The organism is Neorhizobium sp. T25_27, from assembly GCF_002968565.1.
GTDB classification, from domain to species: domain Bacteria; phylum Pseudomonadota; class Alphaproteobacteria; order Rhizobiales; family Rhizobiaceae; genus Neorhizobium; species Neorhizobium tomejilense.
In genome coordinates this window covers 218,225-232,480 of record NZ_PVBJ01000006.1, presented here as the reverse complement: position 1 = coordinate 232,480, position 14,256 = coordinate 218,225, and the positions used below count along the sequence as shown (strand labels likewise).

Genomic DNA, 14,256 nt, shown 5'->3' with positions numbered 1-14,256 from the left:
CTTAGAAAGGGAAAAGGCCGGCGCGTGCGTCCACGCGCCGGAGGTGGGGAAATCAGGACGCCGCCTTGATCGAAAGGCTGTCGAGATAGGCCGAGGGGTTTTCCGGATCGAAGACCTTGCCGTCGAAGAAGGTCTCCTTGCCGCGTGAAGAGGAGGCCGGGATGTCGGCTGCCGCGACCCCGAGATCCTTGGCGGCGGCGCGCCAGATGTCCTCGCGGTTCACCTGGTTGACCAGCGCCTTGATGTCGGTGTTGGCGGGAAGGTTACCCCAGCGGATGTTCTCGGCCATGAACCAGCTGTCGTGGCTCTTGAACGGGTAGGACGCGCCGTCCTTCCAGAATTTCATGTAGAGGTCGGTGCCGTTGGCGACCCGGCCGTTGCCGTAGTTGATGTCGCCCTTCAGGCGGCCGAGGACGTCCTTCGGCGGCACGTTGAACCACTGACGGCGCCCGAGGATTTCGGCCATCTCCGCCTTGTTGTCCATGCTTTCGCACCATTGCTGGGCTTCCATGACAGCCATCAGCAGGGCCTTGGCGGCGTTCGGGTTCTTCTCGATCCAGTCGGCGCGCACGCCGAGCGCCTTTTCCGGATGGCCCTTCCAGAGTTCGCCGGTGGTGGCCGCCGTGAAGCCGATGCCCTGGTTGACGAGCTGTTCGTTCCAGGGTTCGCCGACACAGAAGACGTCCATGTTGCCGACCTTCATGTTCGCCACCATCTGCGGCGGCGGCACGACGATGGTCGAGACGTCCTTGTTAGGGTCGATGCCGCCGGCGGCGAGCCAGTAGCGGATCCAGAGGTCGTGGGTGCCGCCCGGGAAGGTCATGGCGGCCTTGATTTCCTTGCCTTCGGCCTTCTTCTTGTCGAACGCCGCCTTCAGCTTGGAGGCGTCGAGCTGTACGCCGGTCTCGGCATATTCCTTGGCGACCGAAATACCCTGGCTGTCGAGATTGAGGCGGGCGAGGACTGCCATCGGTACAGGCTTGTTGTTCTGGGTCACCTTGCCGGTGTGCATCAGGTAGGGGAGCGGAGAAAGGATATGGGCGCCGTCGATGCCGTTCGCGGCACCGCCGAGCACGAGGTTGTCGCGGGTCGCACCCCAGGACGCCTGCTTGGCGACATCGACTTCGGGAAGGCCGTGCTTGTCGAAGAAACCCTTCTCCTTGGCGATGACCAGCGGGGCGGCGTCGGTGAGCGCGATGTAGCCGAGCTTGATGCCCTTCACCTCGGGGCCGGCCCCGGCTGCGAAGGCGCCGGACGGGAATGCGGTCTTGACGGCGCCGATGAGGGCGGCGGTAGCTGTCGTCTTGATCAGGCTGCGACGGGTGATGCCGCTCATCAAAATCTTGGTCATGCGCAGGTTCCCTCTGCTGGTTCTTAGGAATTAGGCACAAAAAAACGCCGCTTGGAGATCGCGCCTGGGAACTGGGAGGAGTTCCGGGCAGCAAAAACCTTGCGACGTCGATGTCTTTGAAAGCGCTTATCACGCGCCTAACTGCTCCAGTCGCCATTGACCGGAGCAATTTCTAATAAGCAAAGGTCGTGCCAGTTTTCGAGCGGCCTGCTAAGTCGCTGAAAAACAACAAAATTTCGGTTGTGAAAGTTTTGGCTTAAATTGTCGGCAGCTTATCGCGCTGCAATATTTTTGTGCGATTGCCAAACTGAGGGCGCCAAATGCTGTGCAGCGCCTGCCGGAATTTCAGACGTCCTGACGGTCCGAATGGGCAGGGAGAGAGCTTCGGACGGCGAAATCCCGGACGTAATCCATCATGTTCGAGGGGTCGAACACATGGCCGTCCATGAAGCGGTCACCGCTTCGGTCTCCTTCGATGCCGACGTCCGGTTCAGTCGGGCCGATGCCAAGGGCTGTCCGGTAGAGATCGGGGCGATAGGCCGCCGCCGCGGCCCGCAGGCCTTGTTCGCTGAATTCGATCTGACCCCAGCGGATCATCTGGCTGTAGAGCCACAGTGCATGGCTCGGCCGCGGATAGTTGGCAAATCCGCGGTGGAAGGTGAAATAGTCGGCGATGACGCGGCGGTTGCCCTTGGCATCCAGGTTGAACGCACCCGAGAGCACGTGGCGGATGATATCGACCGGCGCGGCGATGAAACGGGGGGCCGCCAGCACTTCGGCGAGCGCGTCGTGGTTTTCGGCCCTGTCGCACCAGCGGGCCGCGGCATCGAGCGCGACGATGAGACGGGAGACGGTTTCGGGATGGCTTTCGGCCCATTCCGGCCGCATGGCGATCACCTTTTCCGGTGCCGAGGGCCAGATATCCTGCTTGGCGGCGACAATCCGGCCGACCCCGCGTTCGGACGCGACCATGTTCCATGGCGCGCCGACACAGAAGCCGTCGATGGCGCCGGCTGCCAGTGCATCGGAGGTCATCGGCGGGGGCACGACGACGAGTTTCACATCCCTGTCCGGGTCTATTCCGCCGGCGGCAAGCCAATAGCGGAATTCGTAATTATGGGAGGAGAAGGGATAGGTGACGCCGAACATCGGCAGTGCTTCGCCGCGTTCCCTCATCGTTTCGAGCACGCTGGCGAGCGCCTTTGCGTTCTCCAGCGCGCCTGCGGTTTCCGATATCCCGCCGACCTCGCGCATGCGCTCGAAAAGCCGCGTCGAAAGCGTGATCGCATTGCCGCCGCGTCCGAGCGAAAACGGCGTGATGGTGGGCGAGGGGTTGGAACCGAGCCCCAGCATGGAAGCGACCGGCATCGGCGACAGCATGTGGGCGATGTCGAACTGACGGAAGGCGAGGCGGTCGCGGACATTGGCCCACGACACGTCCTTGACGAGGTCGAGGGTCAGCCCCTCTTTGGCGGCAAAGCCGAATTCGGCGGCGGCGATCAGCACGGAAGCATCGACCAGCGGTATGAACCCGGCGCGCAGGACCTTCGGCCCCTCGCCGTTCGAACGGGTAGGGGCGGAGAGGTTGCTTCCGGATCGGTCGGTATTCATCATCATGTTCACTCCGGCTTTCTTCCGGACATTTCGGTGCTCGGAACCATCACATCAACAGGCCCGCTGCCGTGACCACGCTTTGCGCGATGTCCGACATCTTCTTCTTTTCGTTCATTGCCGTCTGGCGCAGCAGCGCAAACGCGTCTTCTTCCGAGAGGCCGCGCATCTTCATCAGAATGCCCTTGGCCCGCTCGATCACCTTGCGCTCCTCGAGCGCCGATTTCGCCTCGGCGAGTTCCCGCTGGAGCCGGCTGAAGGCGTTGAAGCGGCTGACCGCCATGTCGAGGATCGCCTTGACGCGCTCCTTCTTCAGCCCGTCGACCACATAGGCCGAGACGCCCGCATCCATCGCCGCTTCGATCAGGGCCGTATCGGAACGGTCGACGAACATGGCGATCGGCCGGCTGACGGTGCGGGTCAGCTGGAACAGATGCTCCATCATGTCGCGGTTGGGGTTCTCGATATCGATGACGATAACGTCCGGCTTCAACGTTTCGATGATGCGCGCTACGCCCTGAACCTCGTGGATGACGGTGACTTTGCTATGCCCAGCCTCCCGCAGCCCTTCCTCGATGATGGAAGCGCGGATGGCATTTTCATCGATAACCAGAATGGTGAGATCGGGTGCCGGCATCCTTATAGTGATGACGCAGTGCAACAATCTTGGCAAGGGTTACCGGCACTCCGACCGATTTCATGACATCATTCGCCGCTTGGAAAGGACCAGTTAACCTTTATTTTCTACTTCCTATGAGAATGTGCCCTTCCCGTATCTCGTCTGGTTGTCATGCAGTTCTCACGCAATAATCATCCTCAGAGTTCTGACCTTTCCAACGCCGAAGACGACGCTGTCGACCCGGCGCAGCCGGGTCTTCGCCGCCAGAATCTGGCTGATCTCAACCAGTCGGCGATCGAGCAGGCGCCATGGCAGGCAGCGTTCCGGCTGGCCCCGAACGTGCGGTTCACCCGCACGCCCGAAAGCGCTCTGGCCCGCAAGGCGAATGCCGGGCAGGCTCCTGCGGAGCAGGGCGAGGCGCCGGTTGCCGAGCAGATCGAAATCATCCCGTCCGAAGCGTTCCTGACCCCGGCCGCGGATGATTCGCAGGTCGCCGGCGAGGCGCTCCCCGCCCCGATCGAACAGATCGCGGGCCTGCAGCAGCTCGCGGCGACGATGCGTTACCATGTGCCGGAAGCGCCTGCCGTCGCACAGCCCGAGCGGCTTGAGGAGGCAGCGCCAATCGCGGTGCCGCGCCAGGATATCGCGATCTCCGATTTCGCCTTCTGGGACGCCATGCCCTTCGAACTCGAGGGGCCGGTGGTTGTGGAAACCGGCGTTCAGCCGATCGAACCGCCAATCGCGGCTGCCGTGGTGCAGCCGGGCGAACCGGTGACGGCGCTTTATCGTGAAGTACCGCGCAGAAGCGTGGCCAGAACCGTGGTCGTTGCGCCGTCGCCGAGACCGGAGCCGGTGAAGGCGCCGGAGCCCGTCGCACCTGTCCGGGTCGCTCCGCAGCGCGTGGTGAAAGCCAGGGCACCGGTGGTCGAACCGGCGCCTGCCCCTATCGCACAGGTGCCGGCACCGGCACCCGCCCCCGCACCCGCCTTGGTCACGGCGGCCCCGATCTTCGCTCAACCCGAAATCCTTCGTCCGCGGACCGTCCGGCCGGCGGAAGCGGAATACGAATTCCCGCCGATCTCACTGCTCCAGGAGCCGCAGGGCGAACGTGGCCAGGCGATGCAGCCGGATGCGCTTCAGCAGAGCGCCGGCCTGCTCGAAAGCATTCTCGAGGATTTCGGCATTCGCGGCGAGATCATCGATGTGCGGCCGGGTCCGGTCGTGACGCTTTATGAATTCGAGCCGGCGCCGGGCGTCAAATCCTCACGGGTCATCGGCCTTGCGGACGATATCGCCCGGTCGATGTCGGCGCTGTCGGCCCGCGTTGCCGTGGTGCCTGGTCGCAACGTCATCGGCATCGAACTGCCGAACGCGACGCGCGAGACCGTGTATTTCCGCGAACTGATCGAATGCGAGGACTATTGGGAGACCAAGCACCGGCTGGCTCTCTGCCTCGGCAAGACGATCGGCGGCGAACCGGTCATTGCCGAGCTCGCAAAAATGCCGCATCTGCTCGTCGCCGGCACCACCGGCTCGGGCAAATCCGTCGCTATCAACACGATGATCCTGTCGCTTCTCTACCGGCTGCGTCCGGAGGAATGCCGGCTGATCATGATCGATCCGAAGATGCTGGAGCTTTCCGTCTATGATGGCATCCCGCACCTGCTGACCCCCGTCGTGACCGATCCCAAGAAGGCCGTTCTGGCGCTGAAATGGGCGGTCCGCGAGATGGAGGATCGCTACAAGAAGATGTCACGCCTCGGCGTGCGCAATATCGACGGCTACAATCAGCGCGCCGCGGGTGCCCGCGAAAAGGGCGAGGTCATTACCGTCAGCGTCCAGGCGGGCTTTGACCGGCAGACGGGCGAAATCCTCTACGAAGAGCAGGAGATGGATCTCTCGCCGATGCCTTATATCGTCGTCATCATCGACGAAATGGCCGACCTGATGATGGTCGCCGGCAAGGATATTGAAGGCGCCGTCCAGCGCCTGGCGCAGATGGCGCGTGCCGCCGGCATCCATGTCATCATGGCGACCCAGCGCCCGTCCGTCGACGTCATCACCGGCACGATCAAGGCGAATTTCCCGACCCGCATCTCTTTCCAGGTGACGTCGAAGATCGACAGCCGCACCATTCTCGGCGAACAGGGCGCGGAGCACCTGCTCGGCCAGGGCGACATGCTGCATATGGCCGGCGGCGGGCGGATTTCCCGCGTCCACGGCCCGTTCGTTTCGGATGCCGAAGTCGAACTGGTGGTCCGCCACCTGAAGACCCAAGGCCGGCCGGATTATCTGGGCACGGTTACCGAGGATGAAGACGACGAGGAAGACGAGGACGTGTCGGGCCAGGAATCCATGTTCGACAAGAGCGCGATGGGCGGAGACGACAGCGACGAACTTTACGACAAGGCCGTCAAAGTGGTCATGAAGGACCGCAAGTGCTCGACCTCCTATATCCAGCGCCGCCTCTCGGTCGGTTACAACCGCGCGGCATCTCTGGTCGAGCGTATGGAGCAGGAAGGCCTGGTCGGCCCCGCCAACCATGTCGGCAAACGCGAGATCATTGCCGGCGGACGTCCGGCGGCAGTCGCGCCGGATGGGTTTGCGGACTGAGGCTGGATTTCTGAATTTCAGATGGGCGAGGAATCGGGCGGGCGTCAAAACGGCACGCCCGCAAAAAAATCCCGCGGCGACTTTCCCCGCCCTTAGAACCCATGCCTACAATCCCCCCGCTTCCGTCGCCGGAGTGTTTCGCGAGACGTTCGCGGGCAGGCGGGAGCCGGCGCTTTCATCAAAACCGTAACGTGCGGGAATGGTGGAAGAGGTGAAAGCCATGGAATGTTCGTCGCAAGGCAAGCCTTCCTATCAAGCCTCCCCCGGACAGCCATGTCCGGTTCGGTTGAGCCGTGCAAGTGGCAAGCCTGTCCCGAAAGGACGGGCGCAAATAAAGCCACGCAGCGAGGCGAGATGATCACCTGTAGGGGCCGGAAGCCCCGAAAGAACGCCGAAGGCCACGCGAATGCGGAGCCACCATTAAAAAATCAATCGAGGTTCCGCATTCGTGTGGGCTCTCCGATCTTTGAAAACCACGGCAGGCGACTGCGCGGGGGGATCGTGCGCGGCCGAAGGTCAGTTCATGGCGAACTGGCCTGATCGGGCTTGCAGCCGGTATCAGCGGCTGCGGATATAGTCGCCGAGCCGGTTCGCGGCATCCTCGACCTGCAGCGGATCGCGCAGGAAACAGGCGCGCATGAAGCCTTGTCCGCCTGGGCCGAAGGCGGTTCCCGGAGCGAGGCCGACACCGGTCTTGTCGACGATCCTGAAGGCTTCCTCGCGGCTGTCGGTGACGCCGTCGATCTTCAGGAAGGCATAAAGTGCGCCGGCGGGTTTTAGCGTTTCCACACGATTGGTAGCGATCAGCGCGTCGCAGAGGATGTCGCGGGATTTTCGCGCCCGTTCGATATTGGTGCGGACGAAATCGTCCCCCTGTTCGAGGGCGGCAATCGCGCCCTTCTGCATGAACTGAGCGACGCCCGAGGTCGAATACTGGATGAGGTTGGTCAGCGTCTGGCCGATTTCCGCCGGTGCGACCATCCAGCCGACGCGCCAGCCGGTCATGCACCAGTTCTTCGAGAAGGAATTGGCGAAGATGATCCGGTCTTCCGGCTCCATGACGTCCATGAAAGACGGCGCGCGGGCGCCTTCGAAATAGTAGAGGCCGTAGATTTCGTCGGCGACGATCCACAGGCCATGCTTGCGGGCGAGTTCGAGGACGGCCTTGAGGTCGTCATGGGTCGCGGTCCAGCCGGTTGGGTTGGAGGGCGAGTTGATGAAGAGGGCGCTGGTCTTCGGGGTGATCGCCGCCTTCAGCCGCTCGATATCGAGCGCCCAGCGACCGTCGGTAAAGCCGAGTTCGACGGTGACCGGCTTGGCTTCCGAAACGCCGATAGCGTTGACGACGTTCGGCCAGGCGGGAGAGAGATAAACGATCTCGTCACCGGCGGAGGCGACGGTCTGGATGGCGAGCACGATCGACTGCATGCCGGAGCCGGTAACATAGATGTTGTCGACCGACAGGTCCCGCCCATAGTGCCGCTGGTAATAGCGCAGGATCGACTCGCGGAGCGCCGGAATGCCCTGCGTCCAGGTGTAGAAGGTCTCGCCGGCGAGCAGGGCTTCGCTGGCGGCGCGGGTGATGAAATCGGGCGTCGGCAGGTCGCCTTCGCCGATCCAGAGCGGCATCAGGTTTTCGCGGCCTCGGGCATAGGTGACGATCTCGCCAATGCCGCTGCGGGGCGCTGCCGCGGCGCGGGCGCTGATCTCCGGTCTGATGATTGTCATGGATTGCCCTGTCGGTTCTGGCTGGTTTGTCGCAAAACTGACTTGGCCCAACCGCGCCCGCGGGTCAATATTTCCCTTGCCGGATTTTGGTGTTTACTGGCTGGTGGTGCTCGCGAAACGGCCGAAGGTGCCGCGGGAGAAACACAGCGGATCGCCTTCGCGGTGGGCTGCGCGCAGCACGCGGCCGAGGATCAGGGTATGATCGCCGGCATCGTGCATCGAGGAAAGTTCGCATTCGAAGCGAGCCAGCGTGCCGGGTATGACCGGCACGCCTTCGTGGTTGTGGTTCCAGAAAAGCTCCTCGAACCCGAGACCGCCGCGCGTGAAGCGGGCGCTCAACAGGTCCTGGTCGGCGCTCAGCACATGGATGGCGAAGTGGCCTGCCGCCGTGAAGGCGGCATGGCGTGACGAGCTCTTGGCCGGCGACCAGAGGACCAGCGGCGGATCGAGCGACACCGAGGTGAAGCTGTTGACCGTCATCCCGATCGGGCCATCCGGGGTTGTTGCCGTCACCACAGTCACACCGGTCGTGAACGCCCCTAGCGCATTGCGATAATGCCGCGCGGTCGATGCATCCGGAACGAAAATCTGTTCGCTGGTTATGCTTGCGGTGTCGGCAGTGATCATCATGGCACCTGCTTTCCGATTGCGGCCGTGTAGAGTTCGAACCAGGTCTGGCGATCGATCGTCACCTTGGCGGCGTCCGCGCTGGTGGCGATACGGGCGATATTGTTGGTGCCGATGATCGGAAGGATGTTCGCCGGGTGGTGCAGCAGCCAGGCCAGCGCCACGGCCGACGCGTCGACGCCTTGTTCTGCCGCGACCCGTTCAAGCACAGCCATCAGAGGCTGGTGTTCGGGTTTGAAAATGCCGCCGCGGGCGAGCGGTGACCAGGCCATCGGCGCGATGTTGCGTTCCTGCAGATAGGCGAGATCGCCATTGGTGAATGCCTCGGAGGCGAGGAGGCTGATCTCGATCTGGTTGGTGACGAGTTCGGCCTCCATGGAGGATTGCAGCAGCGAGAAATCCCAGGGGCGGAAATTCGAGACGCCGACGGCACCGACCTTGCCGGATGCGATCAGGGCGTCGAGCGCCGGGCCTGTTTCGTCCGGATCCATCAACGGATCGGGCCGGTGGATCAACAGCAGATCGATGTGGTCCGTCGCCATGTCGCGCAGCGAGGCCTCGACCGACGCGGTGACATGGGCCGCACTGGTATCGTAGTGCTTGCCACGGACAGCGGAATGGCGGCCGGCCTGCGCGACGATGCCGCATTTGGTGACGATCTCGATCTTGTCACGCAGCGAAGGCGAGGCCTTCAGCGCCGCTCCGAAGATCGCTTCCGCCGTATAGCCGCCATAGATGTCGGCCTGGTCCATGGTGGTGATGCCCTGCGCCAGGCAGGCTTCGATCTTCGCCTGCACATGTTTCGGCGAGGTATCGGCATCGTCGCCGATCCGCCACATGCCATAAACGAGGCGGCTGAGCTGGAGATCGGGCGAAAGTTGAATGCGATCTAGGTGATGAGGGGCCATCAGTGTCGTCTCCCGTTGCCGAGCGGCGTTGCGGGTGTCTCGGCCGGCACGCGGCCATAGGCATGCGGCAGCGAACAGGTCTTGAGCTCGGGCAGCACCTTCTGGCCGAAATGTTCCGCTTCGTCGAGATGCGGGTAACCCGAAAAGATGAAAGCCCGGATGCCCATCTTCTTGTAGGCCTCGATTTCCGAAAGCACCTGATCGGCGGAGCCGACAAGTGCCGCGCCGCAGCCGGAGCGAGCCCGGCCGATGCCGGTCCAGAGGTGAGGTTCGACGTAGCCGAACTTGTCGGCGAGTTCGCGGGCCTTCGCCTGGTGCGAGACACCGAGCGAGGTGCTGTCATGGGCGCGGCTGCGGATCAGCTGGCCGTATTCATCGTCCAGCTTGGAGACGAGATGCTCCGCATATTCGCGGGCCTCATTTTCGGTGTCGCGGACGATCATGTGGACACGCAGGCCGTAATCCAGTGTCCGGCCATGGGCTGCGGCGCGGGCATGGGCCGCCTTCATGCGCTCGGCCAGCTGGTCCCTGGTTTCCGGCCACATCAGGTAGACGTCGCATTGGGCGCCGCAGAGCTCCAGCGCATCCGGCGAATAACCGCCGAAATAGAGAAGCGGGCCGCCGTTCTGCTGGTAGGGCCTCGCCGGTTCGGTGGTGACGCCCTTGAAATTGTAGACTTCGCCCTCGTGGTCGATCGTGTCGCGAGTCCAGGCCTGGCGGAGGATCTGCACGACCTCATGGCTGCGGCGATACCGGAAGGCGCTGTCGGCGACTTCGCCAGGGAAATCGGAACTGATGACGTTGAGCGTCAGCCGGCCCTTCAGCATGTGGTCGAGGGTGGCGACCGTGCGGGCGAGCATGATCGGCTGCATCTCGCCGCAGCGGATCGCCGCCAATAGATTGATCCTGTTCGTAATTTGCGAGGCGGCCGCGGCGAAGCTCAGCGTGTCCTGGCCGACCTGGTAGGACGAAGGGCAGAGGATGTTGCGGAAGCCGAGCGTCTCGGCGCGCCTGACGATGTCGGAGCAATGTTCCCAACTCGATTTCAGCGCATCGTCGGGAACGCCGAGATAGGCGTAGTCGTCCGAACACAGGGCGGCGAACCAGGATACCTCGGCGGCATCGAGATCCGGTGATGTTATGGGCACGACGGTCATCAAAATTCTCCTCGACTCCTGGGACTTGAATATCATCCGCGTTCGTGTAAATCAATAGTGTATCAATTTGAGTGGGTCATTCCCTGGGGAGGGGGAAACGGCTTATGGACAGTTATCCCGGCAGTCTGCCGATCTACCTGCAAATCGCCGAACTGTTGGTTCGCGACATCGCGGCCGGCCGGCTCGTCGACGGCGAGAAGCTGGCGCCGGAGCGCGACATGGCGGTGCAGCTCGGCATTGCCGTCGGCACGCTGCGCAAGGCGCTGGCGGAACTGCAGAACCGCGGGCTGCTGGAACGGGTGCAGGGGTCCGGCAACTACGTCCGGGCGATCAGCGATCCGAAGAGCGTCTATGCGATGTTCCGGCTGGAACTGATCCAGGGCGGCGGCCTGCCGACCGCGGAATTGCTCGACGTGATGCGGCTCGACAAACCCAAGGACCTGCCGAGGTTCGGCTTTTCGCCGGAAGGGCATCGCATTCGCCGCATCCGTCGGCTGTCGGGCAAGGTCGCGGCACTCGAGGAGATCTGGCTCGACGGTTCCTATGTGGCGGCGATCACGCCGGAAGACCTGTCGGAATCGCTTTATCTCTACTACCGCACCCGGCTGGGTCTTTGGATCGTCCGGGCGGAAGACAAGATCGACCTCGACACCGTGCCCGACTGGGCACCGCCGGCATTCGGCCAGAAGCCGGGTGCGCCGATCCCCCATGTGCTGCGCATGAGCCAGGCGCAGGACGGCGCCCTGGCCGAGGTTTCCCGCACATGGTTCGACCATTCCGTGGCGCGATACGTATCGCGGCTGCGGTAGAAACAATCGAGTACCGACAAGATGAAATTCGAGACGACACAAGACGGTTTTTCCATTTCGCTGAACGGCCGCAGCATCCTGCGGCACAGCGCTGCCTCGCCCTGCATATTCGTCGGCCAGGGGCAGGAGCGGATGGACATGTACCGCGGCAATTTCGAGATCGAGGATTACATCGTCGAGCGCAGCGCGCTGCGCCATGCGGACGTCGACGGCAATGTGGTCAGCCTGTCGGAGGCGGAGGGCCGGGCGCCGCGGCTGGAGCTGACGGTCTCGGAAACCGCCGTGCATTTCCGCTCACTGGACGAGACGATCAACCGCTTCTGGATCCGAATTCACGCGGACAATGACGAGCATGTCTGGGGCGGCGGCGAGCAGATGTCCTATTTCGACATGCGCGGCCGCCGCTTTCCGCTCTGGACCTCGGAGCCCGGCGTCGGCCGCGACAAGACGAGTGAGATCACCTTCAAGTCCGACCTGAAGGACAAGGCGGGCGGCGACTATTACAACACAAACTACCCGCAGCCGACCTATATCTCCTCGGCGCGTTATGCCCTGCATGTGGAAACGACCGCCTATTCCGTTTTCGATTTCCGCCGCAAGACGTTTCACGAGATCGAAGCCTGGGCGGTGCCGGAGCGGATCGAGCTGTTTGCTGCCCCGAGTTTTGTCGAGCTGGTCGAGGCGCTGTCGCTGCGGTTCGGGCGGCAGCCGGAACTGCCGGACTGGGTCTACAGGGGTGCGATCATCGGCCTCAAGGACGGCGTCAATTCCTTCGAGCGGCTGGAAAAGATGCGCAATGCCGGGGTGCAGGTCTCCGGTCTCTGGTGCGAGGATTGGGTCGGCCTTCGCCAGACCTCGTTCGGCTCCCGCCTGTTCTGGGACTGGCAGGCGAATGACGACCGTTATCCGGACCTGCGCCAGCGTATCGCCGAGCTGAACGAGGAGGGCATCCGCTTCCTCGGTTACGTCAATCCCTATCTCTGTGTCGATGGCTCGCTTTTCCCCGAAGCGGAAGCGGCCGGTTATTTCGCCAAGGACCCGCTCGGCCGCACGGCGATCGTCGATTTCGGCGAGTTCGATTGCGGCGTCGTCGATTTTACCAATCGGCAAGCGGCCGATTGGTTTGCCGAGGAAGTCATCGGCCGCCGCATGCTCGATTTCGGGCTGACCGGCTGGATGGCCGATTTCGGCGAATACCTGCCGATCGATGTGGAACTTGCGAACGGCATCGATGCCAAGCTGATGCACAATGCCTGGCCAACCCTCTGGGCCGAAGTTAACGCCAAGGCGATTGCCAGCCGCGGCAAGACGGGCGAGGCGCTGTTCTTCATGCGAGCCGGCTTCACCGGCGTTCAGAAACATTGCCCGCTGCTGTGGGGCGGCGACCAGTCGGTGGACTTCTCGCGCCATGACGGGCTGGTCACGGTGATGTGCGCCGCGCTTTCGTCAGGCCTGCTGGGCAACGCCTATCACCATTCCGATATCGGCGGGTATACGAGCCTGTTCGGCAACGTCCGCACGCCGGAACTCTTGATGCGCTGGGCCGAGATGGCAGCCTTCACGCCAGTCATGCGCAGCCACGAGGGCAACCGGCCGCGCGACAATATCCAGATCGACCAGGACCCCGAGGTGCTGGAGCATTTCGCCCGGATGACGCGGATCTACGTGCATCTGGCGCCGTACCTGAAGACTCTCTCCAGCGAAGCCGCCGCCCGTGGCTTGCCGGTGCAGCGGCCGCTGTTCCTGCATCACGAGCATGACCCGAAGACCTATGCCATCCAGGATGCCTATCTTTACGGCTCGGAATTGCTGGTGGCACCGGTCTGGCATGCAGCGCAGGATGTGCGCAGCGTCTATCTGCCTGGTGGGGCGGACTGGGTGCATGTGTGGAGCGGGGTCGAATATACAGGTGGGGAAGAGGTGACGGTTGCGTCGCCGATCTGTTGTCCGCCGGTGTTTTATCGGACGGATGCGGCGTTTGCGGAGATGTTTGCGGCGTTGAGGGATATGTGAGGGTGCGACGCACTCCCAATCTCCCCCCTTGTGGGGGAGATGTCACCAGAGGTGACAGAGGGGGGTGGCGCCGCGAACTCAACTGGCGAAGAGTATGCCGCAGCACCCCCCTCTGCCCTGCCGGACATCTCCCCCTCAAGGGGGGAGATTGAAGGAGGCGCCGTCTCAGTCCAATCTCATCGTGCCGCCCAGTTGGCACCGCGGCGGAAGATCGTCTTCATTTGCGGCACGTCGAATTCCTTCGCCTGGTGGCCGAGCGAGGAATAGAAGACGCGACCCTCTCCGTATTTCCGCTTCCAGACCACCGGCATGACGACGCCGTCGATCCAGTAGGCGTGGTCGCCGGTAAACGTCGTCGTCGCCAGAACCTCGTTCGAGGGGTCGACGTGCATGTAATATTGCTCGGACGTGTAGGGGAAATCGGTGATCCCCTCCATCAGCGGGTCGTCCGGCCTCGTGATATTCACCGTGTAGTCGATGATATTGCCGGGATGGGCGACCCACTGGCCGCCGATGATGAACTGGTAGTCGACCGACTCTCGAAAGGCATCGCCCGCGCCGCCGTGATAACCGGCAATGCCGACACCGCTCTGAACGGCTGCCGCGAGGTTCTTCACCTCTTCCTTCTCGATTTTCGACATGGTCATGATCGGCACGATGAGGCTCAGATCATGGATCGAAGGATCGGCGAAGGCCTCGGTCGAATGCTCGAGATAGACCTTGAAACCATCTTCCTCCAGCATGTCCTTGATGATCTCGGCGCATTCCTGCGGTTCGTGGCCGCTCCAGCCGCCCCATACGATGAGTGCTTCACGCATTT

General features: G+C 62.9%; 11 protein-coding genes. 3 read left to right on the top strand and 8 right to left on the bottom strand.

The genetic code is table 11. The features are described 5' to 3' along the window. Positions 1 to 52 precede the first annotated feature (52 nt). From C5J24_RS18745 to C5J24_RS18735, 3 genes are all read right to left on the bottom strand, one after another. Complete coding sequence (locus C5J24_RS18745; protein WP_105419957.1) at positions 53 to 1,351, bottom strand: CmpA/NrtA family ABC transporter substrate-binding protein; 1,299 nt, start codon at positions 1,349 to 1,351, stop codon at positions 53 to 55. Between the two features lie 345 nt (positions 1,352 to 1,696). After that, positions 1,697 to 2,974 (bottom strand): CmpA/NrtA family ABC transporter substrate-binding protein, encoded by a 1,278-nt coding sequence (locus C5J24_RS18740; protein ID WP_205836958.1) that lies wholly within the window; start codon positions 2,972 to 2,974, stop codon positions 1,697 to 1,699. Between the two features lie 37 nt (positions 2,975 to 3,011). Continuing rightward, positions 3,012 to 3,599 carry an ANTAR domain-containing response regulator gene (locus tag C5J24_RS18735; RefSeq protein ID WP_038590280.1) on the bottom strand — a complete coding sequence of 196 codons (588 nt, stop codon included), beginning with the start codon at positions 3,597 to 3,599 and terminating at the stop codon, positions 3,012 to 3,014. 153 nt (positions 3,600 to 3,752) lie between these two features. Between C5J24_RS18735 and C5J24_RS18730 the strand changes: the two genes are divergently transcribed. After that, on the top strand, positions 3,753 to 6,194 hold the full coding sequence (locus C5J24_RS18730) for a DNA translocase FtsK (RefSeq protein WP_105419955.1): 2,442 nt from the start codon (positions 3,753 to 3,755) through the stop codon (positions 6,192 to 6,194). Positions 6,195 to 6,752: 558 nt separating this feature from the next. On the opposite strand, the gene C5J24_RS18725 is transcribed toward C5J24_RS18730, so the two are convergent. The 4 genes from C5J24_RS18725 to C5J24_RS18710 all read right to left on the bottom strand — a co-directional run bounded on the left by C5J24_RS18725 (position 6,753) and on the right by C5J24_RS18710 (position 10,614). After that, positions 6,753 to 7,922, bottom strand: coding sequence for a pyridoxal phosphate-dependent aminotransferase (locus C5J24_RS18725; protein ID WP_105419953.1), 1,170 nt, complete (start codon positions 7,920 to 7,922; stop codon positions 6,753 to 6,755). 93 nt (positions 7,923 to 8,015) lie between these two features. Then, on the bottom strand, positions 8,016 to 8,549 hold the full coding sequence (locus tag C5J24_RS18720; protein ID WP_046666537.1) for a flavin reductase family protein: 534 nt from the start codon (positions 8,547 to 8,549) through the stop codon (positions 8,016 to 8,018). Further along, positions 8,549 to 9,457 (bottom strand): aldo/keto reductase family oxidoreductase, encoded by a 909-nt coding sequence (locus C5J24_RS18715; protein WP_105419950.1) that lies wholly within the window; start codon positions 9,455 to 9,457, stop codon positions 8,549 to 8,551. The genes C5J24_RS18720 and C5J24_RS18715 overlap by 1 nt, the downstream gene beginning before the upstream one ends. Continuing rightward, positions 9,457 to 10,614: an LLM class flavin-dependent oxidoreductase gene (locus C5J24_RS18710; protein ID WP_105419948.1), complete on the bottom strand. Its 1,158-nt coding sequence runs from the start codon at positions 10,612 to 10,614 to the stop codon at positions 9,457 to 9,459. Before C5J24_RS18710 ends, C5J24_RS18715 begins: the two co-directional genes overlap by 1 nt. 104 nt (positions 10,615 to 10,718) lie before the next feature. Here C5J24_RS18710 and C5J24_RS18705 point away from each other — a divergent pair, with 104 nt between their 5' ends. Then, on the top strand, positions 10,719 to 11,423 hold the full coding sequence (locus C5J24_RS18705; RefSeq protein ID WP_038545893.1) for a GntR family transcriptional regulator: 705 nt from the start codon (positions 10,719 to 10,721) through the stop codon (positions 11,421 to 11,423). Positions 11,424 to 11,444: 21 nt separating this feature from the next. Further along, positions 11,445 to 13,436: an alpha-glucosidase gene (locus C5J24_RS18700; RefSeq protein ID WP_105419946.1), complete on the top strand. Its 1,992-nt coding sequence runs from the start codon at positions 11,445 to 11,447 to the stop codon at positions 13,434 to 13,436. A gap of 176 nt (positions 13,437 to 13,612) precedes the next feature. Here the strand turns inward: C5J24_RS18700 and C5J24_RS18695 are convergent, their stop codons facing one another. After that, the gene (locus tag C5J24_RS18695) at positions 13,613 to 14,254 is read right to left on the bottom strand and encodes a ThuA domain-containing protein (RefSeq protein WP_037077850.1); all 642 of its coding nucleotides are present in this window, start codon (positions 14,252 to 14,254) and stop codon (positions 13,613 to 13,615) included. Positions 14,255 to 14,256: the final 2 nt, after the last annotated feature.

What these genes read in the sequence shown, in the direction of transcription:
- C5J24_RS18700 (WP_105419946.1), top strand. Translation starts at nt 11,445, where the DNA reads ATGAAATTCGAGACGACACAAGACGGTTTTTCCATTTCGCTGAACGGC.
- C5J24_RS18725 (WP_105419953.1), bottom strand. Translation starts at nt 7,922, where the DNA reads ATGACAATCATCAGACCGGAGATCAGCGCCCGCGCCGCGGCAGCGCCC.
- C5J24_RS18720 (WP_046666537.1), bottom strand. Translation starts at nt 8,549, where the DNA reads ATGATCACTGCCGACACCGCAAGCATAACCAGCGAACAGATTTTCGTT.
- C5J24_RS18745 (WP_105419957.1), bottom strand. Translation starts at nt 1,351, where the DNA reads ATGACCAAGATTTTGATGAGCGGCATCACCCGTCGCAGCCTGATCAAG.
- C5J24_RS18735 (WP_038590280.1), bottom strand. Translation starts at nt 3,599, where the DNA reads ATGCCGGCACCCGATCTCACCATTCTGGTTATCGATGAAAATGCCATC.
- C5J24_RS18705 (WP_038545893.1), top strand. Translation starts at nt 10,719, where the DNA reads ATGGACAGTTATCCCGGCAGTCTGCCGATCTACCTGCAAATCGCCGAA.
- C5J24_RS18715 (WP_105419950.1), bottom strand. Translation starts at nt 9,457, where the DNA reads ATGGCCCCTCATCACCTAGATCGCATTCAACTTTCGCCCGATCTCCAG.
- C5J24_RS18710 (WP_105419948.1), bottom strand. Translation starts at nt 10,614, where the DNA reads ATGACCGTCGTGCCCATAACATCACCGGATCTCGATGCCGCCGAGGTA.
- C5J24_RS18695 (WP_037077850.1), bottom strand. Translation starts at nt 14,254, where the DNA reads ATGCGTGAAGCACTCATCGTATGGGGCGGCTGGAGCGGCCACGAACCG.
- C5J24_RS18730 (WP_105419955.1), top strand. Translation starts at nt 3,753, where the DNA reads ATGCAGTTCTCACGCAATAATCATCCTCAGAGTTCTGACCTTTCCAAC.